Here is a 17710-nt window from a genome sequence, read left to right on the forward strand (position 1 = left end):
TTTAAGCCTGGAACATAAATGCAGAGTTATCAACTTTATGGCAGAAAAAAACGCTTACCCCGGCCAGATAAAGACGCTTATAATGCCGCCCCCGAGAATGAACGTTCATTCTCAAACGGCGCCTGCGCCTTTTGTCATTGCCCAGCGCGAGGGAGTATGAGCCAACCCAATCCAACCCGCGACGCCCGCCATCGGCAGCGTCAGGACGAAATTATCGCTGCCGGTCGTCGCTGCTTCCGCCAGTCCGGCTTTCACGGGGCCAGCATGGCGCAGCTGGCCGCCGAGGCGCGGCTTAGCGTAGGTCAGATCTATCGCTATTTTGCCAGCAAAGACGCGATTATCGAGGAGATGGTCAGGCGCATTATCGATGCCCGCCTGCAACATATCAAAGAGACCGCTACCGCCGATCTGCCTCGCCTGCTTGCCTGGCGTCACGCGCTTAACGAAGACGACGAGGCGCTGATGAAGGAAGTTGCAGCGGAAGCGACCCGCAATCCGGTCGTGGCCCGCATGATGGCGGAGGCCGACCACCGCATGTTTACCCAGGCCTGCCTTAACGTAAAGCGCGACCATCCCGCTATGAGCGATGAACAGGTGCGCGCCTGCGTAGAGGTCATGGCCGTCCTGACGGAAGGCACGGCCTGGCGACGCCTGACGCCGCAGAAAGCGTCGGCGGAGCGCCTTTACCAGCTTTACCAACACATCAACGCACTACTTTTCACCACAGAGGATCCATGATATCTGCACACCCCAACCGGTTTGGCTATGCCATTACGCTCGGCCTGCTGGCAGCGCTCGGGCCGCTTTGTATCGACCTGTATTTACCTGCCCTGCCCGCGCTTGCCCGCGACCTGGCCGCGCCTACCGCCACCGCCCAGCTTAGTCTGACCGCCGGCCTGATTGGCCTCGGCGCCGGCCAGCTGATATTCGGCCCGATGAGCGATAAATATGGCCGCATCAAGCCGCTGCTGCTGTCGCTGGCGCTGCTGCTGATCGCCTCCGTCGGCTGCGCGATGGCACAGACTATCCACCAGCTGCTGCTGGCGCGCCTGTTTGAAGGGCTTTCCGGCGCAGGCGGCGCGGTGCTTTCCCGCGCTATCGCCAGAGATATGTACAGCGGCCACGACCTGACGCGTTTCTTTGCTTTGCTGATGCTGGTCAACGGCCTGGCGCCCGTCGCCGCGCCAGTGCTGGGCGGCGCGCTGATGACGCTGCTGAGCTGGCGCGGCCTGTTTATGGTGATTGCCGTTATCGCGCTGCTGCTGTTTATCCTGGCACGCGTAAAACTGCGCGAAACCTTAACGCCGGAACGCCGTAGCCAGGGCAGCCTGTTTTCCGCGTGGGCCGCGCTGGGTCAGGTGGTTATCCACCGTCCCTTTATGGGTTTTTGCCTGACCCAGGGCTTTATGATGGCCGGGATGTTTGCCTATATCGGCGCTTCGCCTTTTGTTTTACAGCAGATTTATGGCCTCTCGCCGCAGGCGTTCAGCTTCTGCTTCGCCGCCAACGGTATCGGCCTGATTATCGCTTCGCAAACCAGCGCGCGCCTCAGCCCGCTGTGGGGTGAATATCGCGTGGTGAAAGGCGCGCTGGTGCTGGCCTTCGTCTCCTCCGCCAGCCTGCTGCTCGCCGGTCTGAGCGGCGCGGCGCTGCCTTTCGTGCTGGTCGCCCTGTTCTTCAGCGTGGCGAGCAACGGCGCGGTCGGCGTGGCTGCCGCCTCGCTGGCGATGCAGAGTCAGGGCCATCGCGCCGGCAGCGCTTCCGCCGTGCTGGGCGTGGTGATGTTTACCCTGGGCGGCATCGCCGTGCCGGTGACGGGTATCGGCGGCACCTCGGTGTTGACCATGACCGCCACCATCTTCGGCTGCTATATGCTGGCCATCGCCATGTTCGTTTTGGTGGCGCAAAAACCGAAAAAGCCTGATTAATCAATAAAAGGCGCGTAAATAGCGGGTTCAACCTTGTTGTTTCGCGCCTGGCACGTTAATTTTAAGACAGAGGTTTTCGGCAACTGCCCTGACACTAAATCTGAGGAGAGGTAAATGGCTCTGCAACAGGAAATTATCGAAGCGCTGGGGGTTAAACCCACTATTGATGCACAGCAGGAAATTCGCACCAGCGTCGACTTTCTGAAAGCGTACCTGAAGGCTTACCCGTTTATTAAGTCGCTGGTACTGGGTATCAGCGGCGGTCAGGACTCCACGCTGGCCGGCAAGCTCAGTCAGCTCGCCATCAGCGAGCTGCGTGAAGAGACCGGCAATCAGGACTATCAGTTTATCGCCGTGCGTCTGCCCTATGGCAATCAGACAGATGAACAGGACTGCCAGGACGCGCTGCAGTTTATTCAGGCCGATCGCGTGTTGACGGTTAACATCAAAGAAGCGGTGCTGGCCAGCGAAAAAGCGCTGCGCGATACGGGTATCAACCTCTCTGATTTCGTGCGCGGCAATGAAAAAGCGCGTGAAAGGATGAAGGCGCAGTACAGCATTGCCGGTATGACTTCCGGCGTGGTAGTGGGAACGGATCACGCCGCGGAAGCGGTGACGGGCTTCTTTACCAAATACGGCGACGGCGGCACGGATATCAACCCGCTGTTCCGCCTGAACAAAGGCCAGGGCAAACAGCTGCTGAAAGCGCTGGGCTGCCCGGAGCACCTCTACCTTAAACAGCCGACCGCCGATCTGGAGGACGATCGTCCCGGTTTGCAGGATGAAGTGGCGCTGGGCGTGACCTATGAGATGATCGACCAGTATCTGGAAGGCAAGAAGATTGCCGACGACGCGGCGAAAATTATTGAGGGCTGGTATCTGAAAACCGAGCACAAACGCCGTCCGCCGATTACCGTATTTGATGACTTCTGGAAAAAATAAACCCGCCGGGCGGCTTTCCGGTCGCCCGCTTTTTTACGTTATTTTCCCTCTTTTCGTCGCTTGCCGTCAGCGGCATGTTGATTACCAGCGCGATCCGACTCTTTTTTATCCAGCAAACGCCTGATACACTGTATAAGCAAACAGTAAGCGGAGTGCAATGTGGTCAGACGTCAAGCCAGCCATCGCCTGTCTTTTGAACCGGCGGCAATTTATCAGTATCCCGAACACCTGCGGCCTTCGCTGGAAGGTCTGCCTTCCCTGCCCGGCGTGTATACCTTTCATGGCGACAGCGAATCCCTGCCGCTCTATATCGGTAAAAGCGTCAATTTGCGCAGCCGGGTAATGTCCCATTTTCGTACGCCGGACGAGGCGAAAATGCTGCGCCAGGCGCGTTACGTCAGCTATATCACCACGGCGGGCGAACTGGGCGCGCTGTTACTGGAAGCGCAGATGATCAAGGTGCAGCAGCCTTTGTTCAATAAGCGCCTGCGCAAAAACCGCCAGCTTTGCTCGCTGCTGATAAGCGATCTGAAGCCCAGCGTGGTTTACGCCAAAGAAGTCGATTTTTCCCATACTTCCGATCTGTTTGGCCTTTACTCCAGCCGCCGATCGGCGCTGGAAACGCTACAGAAAATCGCCGACGAACAGCGGCTTTGCCTGGGCCTGCTGGGGCTGGAGAACGTCAGCAAAGGCCGCGCCTGTTTTCGCGCCAGCCTGGGCCGCTGTGCGGGCGCCTGCTGCGGTAAAGAGACGCCGGAAGCCCATCACGAGAGGCTGCTGGCCGCGCTGGAACGCGTGCGCGTGCAGTGCTGGCCCTGGGAGGGCGCTGTCGGCGTGGTGGAGGAAGGCCCGCTGAAAACGCAGATCCACGTGATCAATAACTGGTTTTACCTTGGCTCGGTGGATGATATCAGCGAGGCGGGCAAGCTGACCTCCACGCCACAGGGTTTCGACAGCGACGGCTATAAAATCCTCTGCAAGCCCATCGTCAGCGGCAAGTTCCCGATCGTTCCGCTTGGCTGACGCCACGTCAGCGCCGACAGCCAGATAAACGAAACCGCCGACGCTGCTCCCTGGTTCAGGAAACAACGTCGGCGGTCTCAGGCGTGGCCTGCCGGGCGATCGCACCCGGCGGCTAAGGCTTATTCAGCGGCCGGTGCGGCTGGCGCAGGCTCGCCGTGGTGCGGCTTCTCGGTCAGACGTTTTTCAAAGTTCGCATTGAACTGTTTTTTCTGCTCCGGCGTCAGCACGTTATACATTTTGTTCTGCGTTTCCAGCATGGAAAGCGCACGGGCTTTGCCGTTAGCCGACATTTTCTCCGCCTGCGCTTCCGCTTTGGCCTTGTCGAAGCTGTCAGCCGCGATGATGCTGTGCAGCGTGCGGCGCTCTTCCAGGGAAGGACGCGGCATCTCTTTATGCGCCTCTTTCATGATGCTGCGCATCTGCTCTTTCTGCGCGTCCGTCAGATTCAGGCCTTTGAACATCTCGTGCGGCCCACCGTGGCGAGGCGGCTTGTGCATCATTGGTTTATCTGCGCCAGCCGGTGCCGGCGTGATGTTATCTGCTGCGGCATGAACAATATTCGCCGCGCCCATTGCCAGTGTCATAGCTACAACCAGAGAAGTTAATTTACGCATACTATTTTCCTTTTGCATTTCTGTGACGACAGCGTTGTCGTAATGTCGGGATTCAGTTTATTGCGCTGAACGTCAAGTAGTCAGAACGTGGGTAAAGCCTTGAAAGCATAAAAGATAAAAAAGCGGCAATCATGGAGAGAATGCGAAGATTATGGTGAGAAATTGCAAAAGGATATGTATTTAGCGCGTTTAATGCAGAAATTGTGGAGGAGTGTAATACAGCCGACAGGAACGAGAAAGGAAAAAGTAAGGCGGGACGACCGCCGACGGGCTGGCATGAAGCGTCCCGGTCGGCGTCGTTGCGTTATCAGCTGCTGCCGCTGGTTTCATTATGGGCGTTATCTTCCACCAGCATCAATCCGGCGCGCTGCCCTTTCGCCACGTCGGGATTGGGGAAAAGAACATATTCCCGCGCCTGCTGCACGTAGCAGCGTTTGTCACCATCCTCCGCCAGCAGCGTGCCCTGCGGGAAAGCGGTAAAGTTCAGCGTTTCCGCGCCCATATGCAGCACGAAAGCCTCGGTAAAACGGGTGATCTGCTGCGAAACCCGATAGCGCTGCGGCGGCTCGCCCACGGGCGGTAAAGGTTCACCGGAGAGCAAAGCGGCCAGCGCGTCGCGCGCGGCGCTAAAAAGCGTTAAATCGTTGCGGCCAAAAGGCAGCGCTTTACCTAACTCCAGCGTGCAGCTGGCCGCGTTAAAGTGCTGCGAACTGTAGTGCGTAAAGGTGCCGCCCGGCGAGCGATGGAACACCAGCGCCTCAAGTCCGGCCGCGCTCAGCCAGTGCAGGAAGGCGTCCGGCCAGGGCGTTTCACGCAGCGGCATGACGCCGAAGCGGCTGTGCCAGGAGCCGCGAATGGCGGTATGCAAATCCAGATGCCAGCGGCTCTCCTCGGTGCAGCTCACCTGCCAGAACGTCTCCAGCGCCTGCTCCAGACGCCAGGCGCGCCGCGCTTCGGGATGGTCATCGTACTGCTGCCAGCGGCCACCGAACAGCCGGTTGAGATCGCAATGGCGATAGCGTTTGCCGCTGGCGATCGCTTCCGGGTTGCCCAGAATAACCAGCACGCGCGCCTTGAGCGGCCGCTTGCCCGCCAGCAGCTCGCCGACCAGCTGGTTCAGGATTTCAATGGGCGCGGTTTCATTGCCGTGGATCCCGGCGGAGATCACCAGCGCCTGCGTACAGGGCTGATGCGGATTAAGTTCAAGAATGCCATGGTCCAGCCACTGCCAGCTTAGCTGGTCGTTGCGGCCGGAAACTTGTGCAGGCGGCTCTGTGCTTAACGTCTGCTGAAGAAAGTCCTGCATAGGTTCTCCTTATTATAGTTCTCCCTGCGACTGCCAGCGCGCGCCCGGGGTCAGCCCGACGCGCCCTGTTCCTCCCTGATTAGCGTTGGAAAGAGTAGATACTTCCTAAGTCTAGCATCTTAGTCAGCTCATCCAGCGCTTCGCGGTTTTCCGTGAGCAGCTGCGGGTCAGCCAGATCCGCCTGGCAAAGCCTGTCGCGGTAGTGGCGATCCACCCACGCATTGAGCAAGGTAAACAGCGTATCGGTCAGCATCACCGCCGGATTGACCGCCGCCAGCTCCGCCTCGTTCATCACCACGCGCAGCCGCAGGCAGGCTGGCCCACCGCCGTTGCCCATGCTTTCCCGCAGGTCGAAGACGTGCAGCTCGTCGATCGCGCCGCCTTCCGTGAGTTCGTTCAGCCAGCGCCATACGCCGTCGTGCCGACGCGCCTCTTCCGGCAGCGCCAGCAGCATTTTGCCGTCCGGCTTGCTTAACAGCTGGCTGTTAAACAGATAGGTGGCGACGGCGTCGCTGACGCTGACCCGCGCATCCGGCACCACCACCGGCGTAAAGCCCGGCAGCCTTTCACGCAGCCGATCGAACAGCGCCTGCTGCTCCAGAAAAGCCAGCTCGTGACAGAACAGCACCTGCTGATTGCTGACGGCGATCACATCGTTGTGGAATACGCCCTGGTCAATCACCGCCGGATTCTGCTGCGCAAACAGCGTCCGGTTCGGATCAAGCTGATGCAGCCGCGCCACCGCCTGGCTTGCCTCCAGCGTTTGCCGCGCCGGATAGCGTGCCGGGATTAGGCCGCCGCCGCCCTCTTCGCGTCCATAAACGAACAGCTGTACGCCCGGCTCGCCGTAGCCCGCGCTGAAACGATTATGGTTGGCCGCGCCTTCATCGCCAAACATCGCAACCTGCGGCAAGGCGTCATGGACGCAGAAGTGGCGCACGTCGCGGAACATCGCGCGCAGTATCGCGCCCGTGGTGGGCGCTTCCAGCGAGCGGTGAAATTTGTTGTTCAGGTTCGCCACGGTCAAATGCACGCGGCTGTCGGCGCTGTCGGCGGAAGGCGAGACGGTAGCGGCGTTAGCGACCCACATTGCCGAAGCGGAACTGACCGCCGACAGCAGCATCGGGGCCTGCGCGGCCGCTTTCGCCAGCACCTGCGGCTCGGTGCCGCTGAAGCCCAGCTGGCGCAGTGCCGCGATGTTCGGCCTTTCGTGCGGTGGGATCACGCCCTGCGCAAAGCCCCTGTCGGCCAGCGCCTTCATTTTCAACAGGCCCTGCTTTGCCGCCAGTTTGGGGTCAGAGAGCTGATGCTGATGCCGGGAGGAGGCCTCGTTGCCAAACGACAGCCCGGCATAGTGATGGGTTAAACCGGGCAGGCCGTCAAAATTGACTTCGCGGGCGTTCATGATGCTTCTCCTGTGGGGCTGAAATCCAGGCCGGGCGACAGCGCGGCGGGCAGCGAAAGATCGGCCGAGGCCAGCGAAGCCAGCGGCCACGCACAGTAGTCCGCCGCGTAAAACGCACCGGGACGATGGTTGCCGGACGCGCCGATGCCGCCGAAAGGTGCGGTGCTGGCCGCGCCGGTCAGCGGTTTGTTCCAGTTGACGATCCCGGCTCGCGCCTCGATCAGCAGCCGATCAAACAGCTCGCGATGCGGCGAAATCAACCCGCAGGAAAGACCGTAGCGGGTGGCGTTGGCAATGCGGATCGCCTGGCTGAAGTCGTCATAGCGGATCACCGCCAGCAGCGGCCCGAACACTTCTTCGTCCGGCAGCGTCAGCGTCGTCACGTCGATGATGCCCGGCGTCAGGATAGCGCTCGTTTTCGACGGCCAGCGCATCGGCAGCAGCACTTCGCCGCCCGCCGCCACGCGCGATTGCCATTCCCCGTAAATATGCTCCGCCGCCTGCGGCGAAATCACGCTGCCCATAAAAGGCTGCGGATCGGCGTCCCAGCGTCCCGGCTCGATTTTTGCCGCCACCGCCGCCAGGCGGGCAAGAAACGCATCGCCCTGCGCGCCACGCTTGACCAGCAGCCGACGCGCGCAGGTGCAGCGCTGTCCCGCCGTGATAAAGGCCGACTGAATAGTAAGATGAACAGCGGCGTCGATCGACTGCGGATCCTCGACGATCAGCGCGTTGTTGCCGCCCATCTCCAGCGCCAGCATTTTTTCCGGCTGGCCGGCGAACTGCCTGTGCAGCTGATAGCCGGTCGCCGCGCTGCCGGTAAAAAGCACGCCGTCCAGCGAGGACTGCGTCAGCGTCCTGCCACAGTCGCCGCCGCCCTGCAGCAGATTCAGCACGCCGTCCGGCAGCCCCGCCTGCTGCCAAAGCCTGACCGTCTGCTCGGCGGTCATCGGCGTCAGCTCGCTGGGTTTAAACACCAGCGTATTTCCGGCCAGCAGCGCGGGCACGATATGCCCGTTCGGCAGATGGCCGGGGAAGTTATACGGGCCTAAAACCGCCAGCACGCCGTGCGGCCGGTGCCGCAGCTCGCTGTCGCCCTGCTGCGCTTCTCCGGTGCGGGCGTGATAAGCGCTGACGGAGATGGCGATTTTATTGATCATCGCCTGCACTTCTGTGGCGGCTTCCCAGCGCGGCTTGCCGGTTTCCCGGGCGATAGTGGCGGCCAGCTCTGCCTGATGTTGCAAAAGCAGCGTGGCAAAGCGTTCCGCCAGCGCGACGCGTTCCGCAAAGGGACGTTTCGCCCAGCCGGGAAAGGCGGCGCGGGCCGCCTCGACCGCCGTCGTTATTTGTGCCTGACTGGCGGCCCGGCCCTGCCACAGCGGCCGCGCGTCGATCGGATCCTGCTTGCTGAGCGCTTCGCCGTCGCCGGTCAACCACGCTCCGTTAATAAAATGGGTCATGCTTTTTTCTCCTCGCAGCCCAGAGTGACCACGCGCAGGCTGTCGCCCTGCCCGCAACGTAAAACAGCCGCCTGTTCCGGCGTCAGCGCCAGCGTGTCCGCATGCGGGTCGGCGTTGAGCAACACGACGCGAAAATCTTCGTAGCGCTCGTTGCCCACCAGGCAAAGCGGCAGCCTGTCGCTCCCTGCCGGCCCGATCGCCGCGCGCAGCTGCCGACTTTTGCGGATCGCCCGCACGCGATCGATATCGCATTCCAGCGTTGGGCCGCCGTCAAAAATATCCACATAGTTTTGATAGCGAAACCCTTCCGCCTCCAGCACCGCGCGAGCCGGTGCGGTTTGCGGATGGGTCTGCCCGATGGTGGCCTGCGCTTCGGCAGAGAGATAGTCGATATAAAGCGGATGCTTGGGCATCAGCTCGGCAATAAAGGTTTTTTTGCCGGTGCCGCTCAGGTAGTCGGCGGTGGTAAAAGAGATGGAAAAAAAGCGGCTGCCTACGCTCTCCCAGAAAGGCGAATGCCCGTTTTCATCGCTGACGCCGCGCATCTCCGCCACAACTTTTTGCATAAAGCGGTGGCGGAAGGCGGCCATAAACAGAAAGCGGGATTTCGAGAGCAGATAGCCGTTTTTACCGCTGCGGTAATCGGGATCGAGAAACAGCGTGCAGAGTTCGCTGCTGCCGGTGTGATCGTTACTGAGCGACAGCGTCGGCAGCACTTTGTAGACGTTCAGCTCGCGCGAGGCGTGCACCTGCGTGCCGACGCGAAAGTTATACCAGGGATCCTGCATACCAACCGCCACCTCGATGGCGCAAATCCCGATTACGCGGCGCGTCGCCAGCTCTTCCAGCACAAAGACATAGCCCTGATCGGCCTGCGGCAGCTGGCCGCGCCAGGTTTGTATTGAGCGCTCAATCCTTGCGCTCAGCGTGGCGCTGTCGGCAGGCAGCGACGTCAGCCCGCCGCCGGTTTTACCGGCCAGCGTCATTAACTGCGCCAGGTCGTCGTGCTCTACGGGACGGATGACCATCATAATAACGCTCCTCGCGCGCGGCAGGTAAATTAAAGGTTTCAATAATGTTAATTTGGTGTACCACACTGTATGTTGCAGACTTTATGCCAGCCAGTACAAAAATGAATAAAAAAAGTGATAAAAAGAAAAATCAAAGAGATAGGATATGCCGCTATTCACTTTAATTGCATATAAAGTGAATAATGCTCAGACGGTGCGGGCTGGCGAGACGGTAAAACAGCACGGTTATGCAACTGAACCAGTAAATAATGTTTTTGTGATCGCGAACGTCAATTATCAATCGCCCGGCACAAAGCGCGCACCTTGGGCGTGCAGTACGCACCAGAAAACAGCGCGGCTGAATGCCTGCGTCAGGTAACAGAAAATAGCGCGGCTGGACGCCTGCGTCAGGTAACAGAAAATAGCGTGGGCCTGGTGCCTGTAGCAAACATGCAGCACGCATCAGAAAACAGCGTGGGTCAGGTGCCTATGTCAGGCGATAGTACCGATCGGGAACCGGCGCTTCGGGGAGTTCGCGCTGGTTGTTCATCTCCAGCAGATTGATTTCTATATTGGTGCACATCGCATCCATCGGCAGATGGTTGTTGGCGTAGCCGAAAGGCATTTCCAGCTCCTCCGCCAGCGTATCCAGCGAAAGAAAGCTATAGGCGATAAAAACCGACACCAGCGGCGTCATATAGTGCAGATCCGGCACCAGCGCGAAAGGCAGCAGCGTACAGAACAGGTAAACGGTGCGGTGCAGCAGCAGGCCATAGGCGAACGGCACCGGCACGCTGGCCAGCCGCTCGCAGCCGCCCAGCACCAGCGAAAGCTGATGGATGCTGTTATCCAGCTGCGCGTAAACGATATCCGAGATCGCTCCGCTGCGGCGCTGGTCGGCCAGCCACTGGGATATTTTCAGTTCAATCGCATTGGTACGCGCGCGCCGCCGCAGGATGTCTTCGGCTTCGTCGCCCAGAAAACGGTTGAGATCCTCCCGCGCATCGGTGCGCCTGAGCTGGTGCTTGAGGCTATAGCAAAAGGCCATCAGCAAAGCGGCGATACGCGGCGCATCGGCCGGCGAGATCGCCAGCACCTGGCGCTGAATATCGCGGCAGGTAATCAGCAGGCTGCCCCAGAGCTGCCGCGCCTCGGAAAAGCGCGCATAGCAGACGCTGTTGCGAAAACCCAGAAAGATAGCGATGGAGACGCCGAGCAGGCTGAAAGGCGCCAGCGTCAGCTTTACGCCCAGGGTTTCGTACCAGTCCAGGCAGAAAATGGCGATAATCGACATCAGCAGATTCAGGCCAAGCCGGAACAGGATGCCGGGCAGCACGGAGCCGTGCCAGGAAAAAAGGCGAACAAACCAGTGGCGATGAGGACGGACGATCATAATAAGCAGCCGTAATTTTTTTAGAAAGAGTGGCAAATTCCGGCCGCTCTGCCCAGCTATTTCTGTGATAACTGTCACATCAGGTGCTGGTCAGGGCGCCATCAAATTGAACGAGTCCGCGCCGGAAGACTGTAAGGTTACCGGCGGCGTCAGCTTCAGGGTGATCCAGTTCGAGGTCACCCGCTGCTGCCTGCTGTCCTCGACGGTCACCGACAGATGGTATTCGTTGGTCGCTTCCGGCGAGCTGTCCCAGGCCGGAACAATGATGCTCCAGCCGTCCGGGCTGACGTTGTTGGCAGGCGGCGTCAGGCTCAGCGCCTGGGTGTCGCCCTGCCAGCTAATCGCCTTCAGCGGATTCGCCTGGCGAATCTGTAGCTTCAGGGGCAGCGTTTCGCCCGGCTGCACCTGCCACGGCGGCGTTGCCAGAAACACCGACAGCGTTTTCCGCTGGCGGAACTCCATCACCGGCAGATTACTGCGCGTTACCGCGTCGTAGCGGCTGCCGCTGAGCGAACGCGCGGCGGCCACGTTATCCGCCGACAGCTGCTTGCTCAGCGCCACACCGATCTGATAGTTCATTTTTAGCCCGAGCTGATCCTGCGTTTCGCCGCTGTCCGCCGTCTTATGCGAGGCGGTCAGCGTAAACAGCGGCACCGGCGTATAGCTAACGCCCACTTTAATTGCGGCAGGGTTGCTGCTCTGCGTGCCGCTGTTGAACAGATCGACATTGTCGCCCAGATAGCGTTCGTAGCTGAGCGAGACGCCGAGCTGCTGATAGAAAGGCAAATAGCCCTGCGTGGTGATGTCGTAGCCGCGCGCCATCCGCATCTCCTGCGTTGTCGAACGCTGCCGCCAGCCGGAAAGCGGCTGATAGTAGTTGGCGGAAAAGCGCAGATAGTGGCTCCAGGCCTCTGCGCCCAGCGATCCGCGCCGCTGGTTTTCGGTAAACAGCTCGTCGACAAAGGCGTTATAGCCCAGCCGCCAGCTACCGGTCAGCCAGCGCTGGCCAAGCCCCGCGTTGCCGACCAGCCCGTCATCCGTCTGCTCAACGCCCAGCTGGCTGAACGTCAGATACTGATAGTTATCCTGCCACGGCGTAAGCAGCTGCGCGGACGAGCCGTCGAAATTGCCGTTGCTGTCCACCAGCAGCGATAAGTTGGCCTGACCGTAGGGAGAAAGAAGCTGTTGCCCTTCGTTTTCAACGCGCTTTGCCGCCTCGTCGCGGAAATGATTAAAGGCCCAGGCGCCCGCCTCGCTGCTCAGCGATTTATCTTCATCGCTGTTCATACTGGCTTCGCCGATGCTTTTCATCGCCTGCGCGATACGCTTTTCCAGCGCCTGATCCGAACCGCTGCTGCTGCTACCGAGATCGGGCAGCTCACGGGCGAAGCGGGCAGGATCGGCAAAAGGCGCGTCGGCGACGCGGGTCTCCGTCATCAGCGCCTGAGCAAGCGGCGACAGGGCCAGCAGCCCGGCTGAAACCAGCGCTCTGGCGGGAATGGGAAAGGCAGTTATTTTTTTCATCACGTTATCAGCGGTCGTTAAGCCTTTTTCTGAATAAGAAACCTGGATGTAGATCACAAAAAACTAGCTTAACACTTTTATTTTGTCAGCGGCACCCGCCGTGCCTGCTGGCAGAGCGGCGAATTATCAACCAGACTTTGCGCTAACCTCTTAACCCGGAAACCTCTGATGAAAAAAAGTCTGCTCGCAGCGCTGCTGCTGACGGCCGCGTCCGCGTCTGCCGCCCCGGTTTTTACGCTCAGCTCCCCCGACTTTAACGATAACGCGCTGATGGCGAAAAAATTCGCCGGCGCCGCCAAAGGCAACGCCAGCTGTACGGGAGAAAACATTTCGCCGGCGCTGAGCTGGAATAACCCGCCTGAAGGCACCAAAAGCTTTGCGCTGGTGGTGACCGATCCTGTAGGCGCTAAGGGGCTGGGCGTCGATCATCTGGTGGCCTACAACATTCCTTTTCAGCGCACCAGCTTTGCCCAGGGCGAGCTGACCAGCGGCAAAGGCTATACGGGCGGGAAAAATTCGCCGGGCACTCTGCGCTATCACGGCCCGTGCCCGCCGGTCGGCAGCGGCGAGCATCATTATAACTTCACGCTGATCGCCACCGATTTACCGGCAAATGGACTGGAGCAGGGCTTAACGCGCGAGGCGCTGTTTGGCCGACTGAAGGGCCATACGCTGGGCGCCGCTGGCCTGATTGGACGTTTCGGCAACGGTTAACCGGGAGCGTTGAGCGCATACGCTCCGGTATGCTTTATCCCGTAAGGATTGCCATTACGAGCCAGGCACCCCGGCGCGGTTAGTATGATGCGCCAGGCGTGCCGGCATGGTCAGCCACCGTTGTGCCATGGCGACCCAAAGTGACAGCGTCACTTATAGCCTGCGGATCGGCAGCCTTTAATGCAGTAACCAGGCAGGAAGGATTTAGCCTGATGAGAGAGGAATAAAGGCGCCGCTAACGCGCATTCGATTCACCTGTTTGAAAAAGAGGAACAGGCAATATCCGGGCACTTTATTCCGCTAAACGGGCCAATATCGCCGGGCGGCTGTCAATAACATGTTACGCCCCCGTTCGCAATTGTTCCCATTCTCAAAAGCGTCATGTAGACTAAATACAAATTTATCTTTCTGTAAAACAGAATGATTTTCACGTGGCGGCCCTGCCGTCCGTGAAGAGTGGATTGTAGCCGTAACCACTGACGATATTCACGAGGATCAATGTGAAAATAAGCATCGCGTTAACTCTGCTGGCAGCGCTCGCCCTGTCGGCCTGTAAGGCTCCTGCTCCTGCCGTCACGGACGATACGCTGGTCACTTCCAGCGTCGACGGCGTGACCCTGACGCATCGTCATGCGATCCAGGCTCCTCAATCCTTTACGCCAGTCAATGAAACCTATCGGGCGCTGTACAACGCTTCCGTTATGAACCGTCCTGATTTCGGCGGCAGCCTGGTTCGCTACCTGGAAAACGGCAAGCCTTTTACCGTGCTGGGCGAGGTGGAAAACCACTGGCTGGCTATCGCCGAACCGGATCAGCAGGAGCTGATCGGCTACGTGCCTTTCAAAGCCGGCGTGAAAAGCGAACTTTATGACGCCACGCTGCGTAGCGATCGGCCACGCCCGCGCAAAACCAAAAAGGTGTGCGTTGACGTCGGCGGACAAAGCAAAGCCTGTCGCAATAACGACACGGCCACCTGGATCCTGGAATAGGCGCGGTCCGCAGGGATCGCCCACTCAGAGAAAGCAAAAGGCGCCTTGCCCGCCACCTGGATGAGAAAGTAAAGCCTGATGACCCCGGAACACCATGCTGACGCGCCTGCCACCGTCAGCCAGGAAAACCCGCTACTCGCCGCCGCCGCGCCTTTGCTGAACGCAATTGTGCAGATCCGCCTGGCGGCAACTCATGACGATCCCGCTGGCCTGCGCCAACAGCTGGTGGATGAGATCCGCCAGTTTGAGACGCGCTGTAAACAGGCTGGCCTGCCGTTCGATATGATTATCGGCGCCCGTTACTGCCTGTGCAGCGCGCTGGACGAGGCCGCGGCCCAGACGCCCTGGGGCACGCGCGGCGTCTGGTCGGGCAACGGCCTGCTGGTGACGTTTCATAATGAAAGCTGGGGCGGCGAAAAAGTGTTTCAGCTGCTGTCCCGCATCTCGCAGACGCCGGCGCAGCACCTGTGGCTGCTTGAAACCATCCACTATTGCCTGCTGCTGGGCTATGAAGGCCGCTACCGCGCGGTAGAGCAAGGCCGGTTGCAGCGCGACGCTATCCGCACCCGTCTGGCCCAGCTGATTACCGACACGCGCGGCGCGCTGCCGCCGCCGATGCAGCCGCAGCCGCAGCAACCCGTCGGGCAAAATACGCTGTGGCGTCCGCCGGTTCCGCTTTGGGCCAGCGTGGCGCTGGCCGCTTTTCTCGCCGGTCTGATCTACTCGGGGCTTAACTGGCGGCTGGGCAATGCCGCTGAACCGCTGCTGCGTGCCATTTGGGAAACGCCGCTGCCCAGTAACGAAATTGCCCGTAGCAGTTCGGCTCAGGCGCTGCTGGATCTGCGGCAACGGCTGGACGACCTGATTGCGGCACGGCAGCTCGACGTGGCCGACGGCACTAACGGCAGCAAGGTCATTATCGCCTCTGATAAGCTTTTCCGCCCAGCGGGCAGCGATCTGCTGCCTGAAGGCCGCGCGCTGATCACTCGCGTTTCGGCCGCCATGGACAATATCAAAGGCACCGTGCTGGTCAGCGTCTATACCGATAATCAGCCCGTGCGCTCTGCCCATTTCGCCTCTAACTATGAATATTCGCTTGCGCAGGCCCATACCGTCAGCGCGCTGATGCGTCAGCAGATGCTGGAGCCGAATCATCTTATCCGCAGCGAAGGCCGTGGCGACAGCAATCCGCTGCTGCCCAACGACAGCAGCGAAAACCGGGCGCGCAATCGTCGGGTAGAAATCGTGCTGTTACCGGCACCTGAAGTCCAATCCAGTCAGGCGGAGAAATACTGATGCCTTCCCTTCTCTTTTCTCTTTTTTCCAGCCGCTTGCTGTGGGGCTTTTTCGGCATTACGGCGCTTTGCGCGCTGATCTGGATGACCGGGCCGCTGCTGTCGCTGAACGATATTCACTGGCTGGAAAGCAGCATTAACCGCCAGATAGCCATTGGCCTGTGCTATTTTTTGTGGATCCTTTTCCAGCTGATCCCCCAGCTTTATCGCGCCTGGTTTAACAGCAAGCTGCTGAACAATCTGCAAAAATATAACCTTGACCACGCCGAGCAGGCGGCGGCGGAAGAGCTGCTCAGCGCGCTGTTCAGCGAGGCGGCGACTCTGCTGAAGAAAAAGCATTTTCCCGGCCGCAATCGTCATCGCGGCTGGCTGCAACGGTTTAGCGCGCAGTATCTCTATCAGCTGCCCTGGTACATCATCGTCGGCGCGCCGGGCGCGGGTAAGACCACGGCGCTGCTGAATTCCGGACTGGAGTTCCCGCTGGGCGACACGCTGGGCAGAAGCGCGCTGCGCGGCGTAGGCGGCACCCGCCACTGCGACTGGTGGTTTACCGAAGAAGCCGTGCTGCTGGATACCGCCGGACGCTATACGCTACAGGAGAGTCAGCGCGCCAGAGACGCCAGCGAATGGCAAACCTTTATCTCGCTGCTGAAGCGCTACCGCGCCCGCCAGCCTATTAACGGCGTGATCATGACCATCAGCGTGGCCGATCTGCTTAGCGATTCGGCCGACGCGCGCTACGTGCAGGCAACCGCGCTGCGCAGCCGCATGAAAGAGCTACACCAGCAGACCGGCATTCACTTTCCGGTGTATGTCATGGTGACCAAAACCGATCTGCTGAAAGGATTTATGAGCTACAACGGCTCTCTGGATAAAAGCCAGCGCGACGGGATCTGGGGCTTTACCTTCCCATGGGAGCCCGATCGCCTCAGCGAACCGACCATTGGCGCCCAGTTTGACCGGCAGTTCCGCGAGCTGACGGCACGCCTTCAGGCCGATTTGGCCGGAAAGATGGCAAAAGAGAGCGATTTGACCCAGCGCGCGGACTGCTTTTTGTTTCCGCAGGAGTTTGCCTCGCTGCGGCCCCTGCTGGCGGAGTATCTGGAGATCGTCTTTGCGCCGGAAAAAGACGGCCTGCCCTGGGCGCCGCGCGGCCTGTTTTTCACCAGCGGCACGCAGGAGGGTCTGCCTTTCGACCGCATTATGGGCGAGCTGACGCGCAAGCTACAGCTGCCGCAGGCCACCAGCCACTCTATCGCCAGTTGGGATACGGTGCACCGCAACGCGCCGATCCCGGCTAATAAAGGGCAAAGCTATTTTATCCATTCCCTGCTCAGGGATCTGATTTTCCAGGAGAGCGGCCTTGCCGGCAGCGATCGCACCTGGGAACACCGTAATCGGCTGCTGCACTGGGCCAGCTACGCCTCGCTGGCGCTGGCGCTGCTGATCGCTACGCTGTTCTGGACCACCAGTTATTATAAAAATCAGCGCTATCTGCAGCAGGTGGAGGCCCGCCTTGAGCCGGTTGATAAGCAGGCGCAGCGGCTGGTGAACAATAACACCGGCGATATCCTGGATCTGCTACCCTTCTTAAATAGCCTGGTTGCCCTGCCGCAAAGCGACAGCTTCTCGCTGGACGATCCGCCGTTGAGTATGCGGGCGGGGCTTTACCGTGGTGACCAGATCGGCACGGCCGCGCTGGGCTTTTATCAAAATGCGCTAAAGACGCTGTTGCTGCCGCGAGTGGCGCAGAATATTACCGAGGCGCTGCGTAATGATAAGGGCGACGACAGCGATTTCAGCCGCAACGCCCTGCGCGCTTACCAGATGCTTTATCAGCCGCGCAGCTACGATGGCGAGTTCTTACGCGGCTGGGTGATGCAGAATTTGCAGCGAACGCTACCCGCCAGCGTAACGACCCGGCAGCTTCAGCAGCTGGACTGGCATTTAAGCCAGCTGTTGGATCGCCAGATCCAGACCTCGCCGTTTGTCAGAGACAACGCGCTGATTATGCGCAAGCTGGCCGTGAGTATTGACAGCGCGGGCAAGCAGGACGCCGGCACCGCGGCAACCTCTGGTTCGTCGGTTCAGGCCACGAACCCTTAGC

The 17710-nt window shown here is 59.9% G+C and carries 16 protein-coding genes; 9 read left to right on the forward strand and 7 right to left on the reverse strand.

The features are described 5' to 3' along the window. Positions 1 to 156 precede the first annotated feature (156 nt). The 4 genes from AB6T85_RS15355 (at position 157) to cho (ending at position 3893) form a co-directional block, all read left to right on the forward strand. Positions 157 to 738, forward strand: coding sequence for a TetR/AcrR family transcriptional regulator (locus tag AB6T85_RS15355; RefSeq protein ID WP_253454474.1), 582 nt, complete (start codon positions 157 to 159; stop codon positions 736 to 738). Further along, positions 735 to 1928, forward strand: a complete 1194-nt coding sequence (locus AB6T85_RS15360; protein WP_301729677.1) for a multidrug effflux MFS transporter — start codon at positions 735 to 737, stop codon at positions 1926 to 1928. Before AB6T85_RS15355 ends, AB6T85_RS15360 begins: the two co-directional genes overlap by 4 nt. Positions 1929 to 2042: 114 nt before the next feature. Continuing rightward, on the forward strand, positions 2043 to 2870 hold the full coding sequence (nadE, locus tag AB6T85_RS15365; protein ID WP_301251781.1) for an NAD(+) synthase: 828 nt from the start codon (positions 2043 to 2045) through the stop codon (positions 2868 to 2870). Positions 2871 to 3029: 159 nt separating this feature from the next. Continuing rightward, complete coding sequence (gene cho, locus AB6T85_RS15370) at positions 3030 to 3893, forward strand: excinuclease Cho (protein WP_253454477.1); 864 nt, start codon at positions 3030 to 3032, stop codon at positions 3891 to 3893. A gap of 119 nt (positions 3894 to 4012) precedes the next feature. Here cho and spy read toward each other — a convergent pair whose 3' ends face one another. The 5 genes from spy to astA all read right to left on the reverse strand — a co-directional run bounded on the left by spy (position 4013) and on the right by astA (position 9709). Continuing rightward, the gene (gene spy, locus AB6T85_RS15375) at positions 4013 to 4507 is read right to left on the reverse strand and encodes an ATP-independent periplasmic protein-refolding chaperone Spy (RefSeq protein WP_253454478.1); all 495 of its coding nucleotides are present in this window, start codon (positions 4505 to 4507) and stop codon (positions 4013 to 4015) included. Positions 4508 to 4814: 307 nt separating this feature from the next. Next, a complete protein-coding gene (astE, locus tag AB6T85_RS15380) occupies positions 4815 to 5813 on the reverse strand; it encodes a succinylglutamate desuccinylase (RefSeq protein WP_301251779.1) in 999 nt (332 codons plus the stop codon). Positions 5814 to 5892: 79 nt separating this feature from the next. Continuing rightward, complete coding sequence (gene astB, locus AB6T85_RS15385; protein ID WP_369896041.1) at positions 5893 to 7218, reverse strand: N-succinylarginine dihydrolase; 1326 nt, start codon at positions 7216 to 7218, stop codon at positions 5893 to 5895. After that, positions 7215 to 8678, reverse strand: a complete 1464-nt coding sequence (gene astD / locus AB6T85_RS15390; protein ID WP_369896042.1) for a succinylglutamate-semialdehyde dehydrogenase — start codon at positions 8676 to 8678, stop codon at positions 7215 to 7217. The genes astB and astD overlap by 4 nt, the downstream gene beginning before the upstream one ends. After that, complete coding sequence (gene astA / locus AB6T85_RS15395) at positions 8675 to 9709, reverse strand: arginine N-succinyltransferase (RefSeq protein ID WP_253454482.1); 1035 nt, start codon at positions 9707 to 9709, stop codon at positions 8675 to 8677. The genes astD and astA overlap by 4 nt, the downstream gene beginning before the upstream one ends. A 145-nt stretch (positions 9710 to 9854) precedes the next feature. Here astA and AB6T85_RS15400 point away from each other — a divergent pair, with 145 nt between their 5' ends. Continuing rightward, positions 9855 to 10067: a hypothetical protein gene (locus AB6T85_RS15400; protein ID WP_253454483.1), complete on the forward strand. Its 213-nt coding sequence runs from the start codon at positions 9855 to 9857 to the stop codon at positions 10065 to 10067. 108 nt (positions 10068 to 10175) lie between these two features. On the opposite strand, the gene AB6T85_RS15405 is transcribed toward AB6T85_RS15400, so the two are convergent. Then, positions 10176 to 11081, reverse strand: a complete 906-nt coding sequence (locus AB6T85_RS15405; RefSeq protein ID WP_253454484.1) for a bestrophin family protein — start codon at positions 11079 to 11081, stop codon at positions 10176 to 10178. Between the two features lie 90 nt (positions 11082 to 11171). Then, positions 11172 to 12605, reverse strand: a complete 1434-nt coding sequence (locus AB6T85_RS15410; protein ID WP_253454485.1) for a YchO/YchP family invasin — start codon at positions 12603 to 12605, stop codon at positions 11172 to 11174. Between the two features lie 168 nt (positions 12606 to 12773). On the opposite strand from AB6T85_RS15410, the gene AB6T85_RS15415 reads away from it, so the two are divergent. The 4 genes from AB6T85_RS15415 (at position 12774) to tssM (ending at position 17709) form a co-directional block, all read left to right on the forward strand. Beyond that, positions 12774 to 13319, forward strand: coding sequence for a YbhB/YbcL family Raf kinase inhibitor-like protein (locus AB6T85_RS15415; RefSeq protein ID WP_301251773.1), 546 nt, complete (start codon positions 12774 to 12776; stop codon positions 13317 to 13319). A 500-nt stretch (positions 13320 to 13819) separates the two neighbouring features. Next, positions 13820 to 14308 (forward strand): SH3 domain-containing protein, encoded by a 489-nt coding sequence (locus tag AB6T85_RS15420; protein WP_125289727.1) that lies wholly within the window; start codon positions 13820 to 13822, stop codon positions 14306 to 14308. A 78-nt stretch (positions 14309 to 14386) separates the two neighbouring features. After that, positions 14387 to 15604 (forward strand): type IVB secretion system protein IcmH/DotU, encoded by a 1218-nt coding sequence (icmH, locus tag AB6T85_RS15425; RefSeq protein WP_253454487.1) that lies wholly within the window; start codon positions 14387 to 14389, stop codon positions 15602 to 15604. Further along, complete coding sequence (gene tssM / locus AB6T85_RS15430; RefSeq protein WP_253454488.1) at positions 15604 to 17709, forward strand: type VI secretion system membrane subunit TssM; 2106 nt, start codon at positions 15604 to 15606, stop codon at positions 17707 to 17709. Before icmH ends, tssM begins: the two co-directional genes overlap by 1 nt. Position 17710: the final 1 nt, after the last annotated feature.

This window comes from Erwinia aeris (assembly GCF_041224955.1).
GTDB classification, from domain to species: domain Bacteria; phylum Pseudomonadota; class Gammaproteobacteria; order Enterobacterales; family Enterobacteriaceae; genus Erwinia; species Erwinia aeris.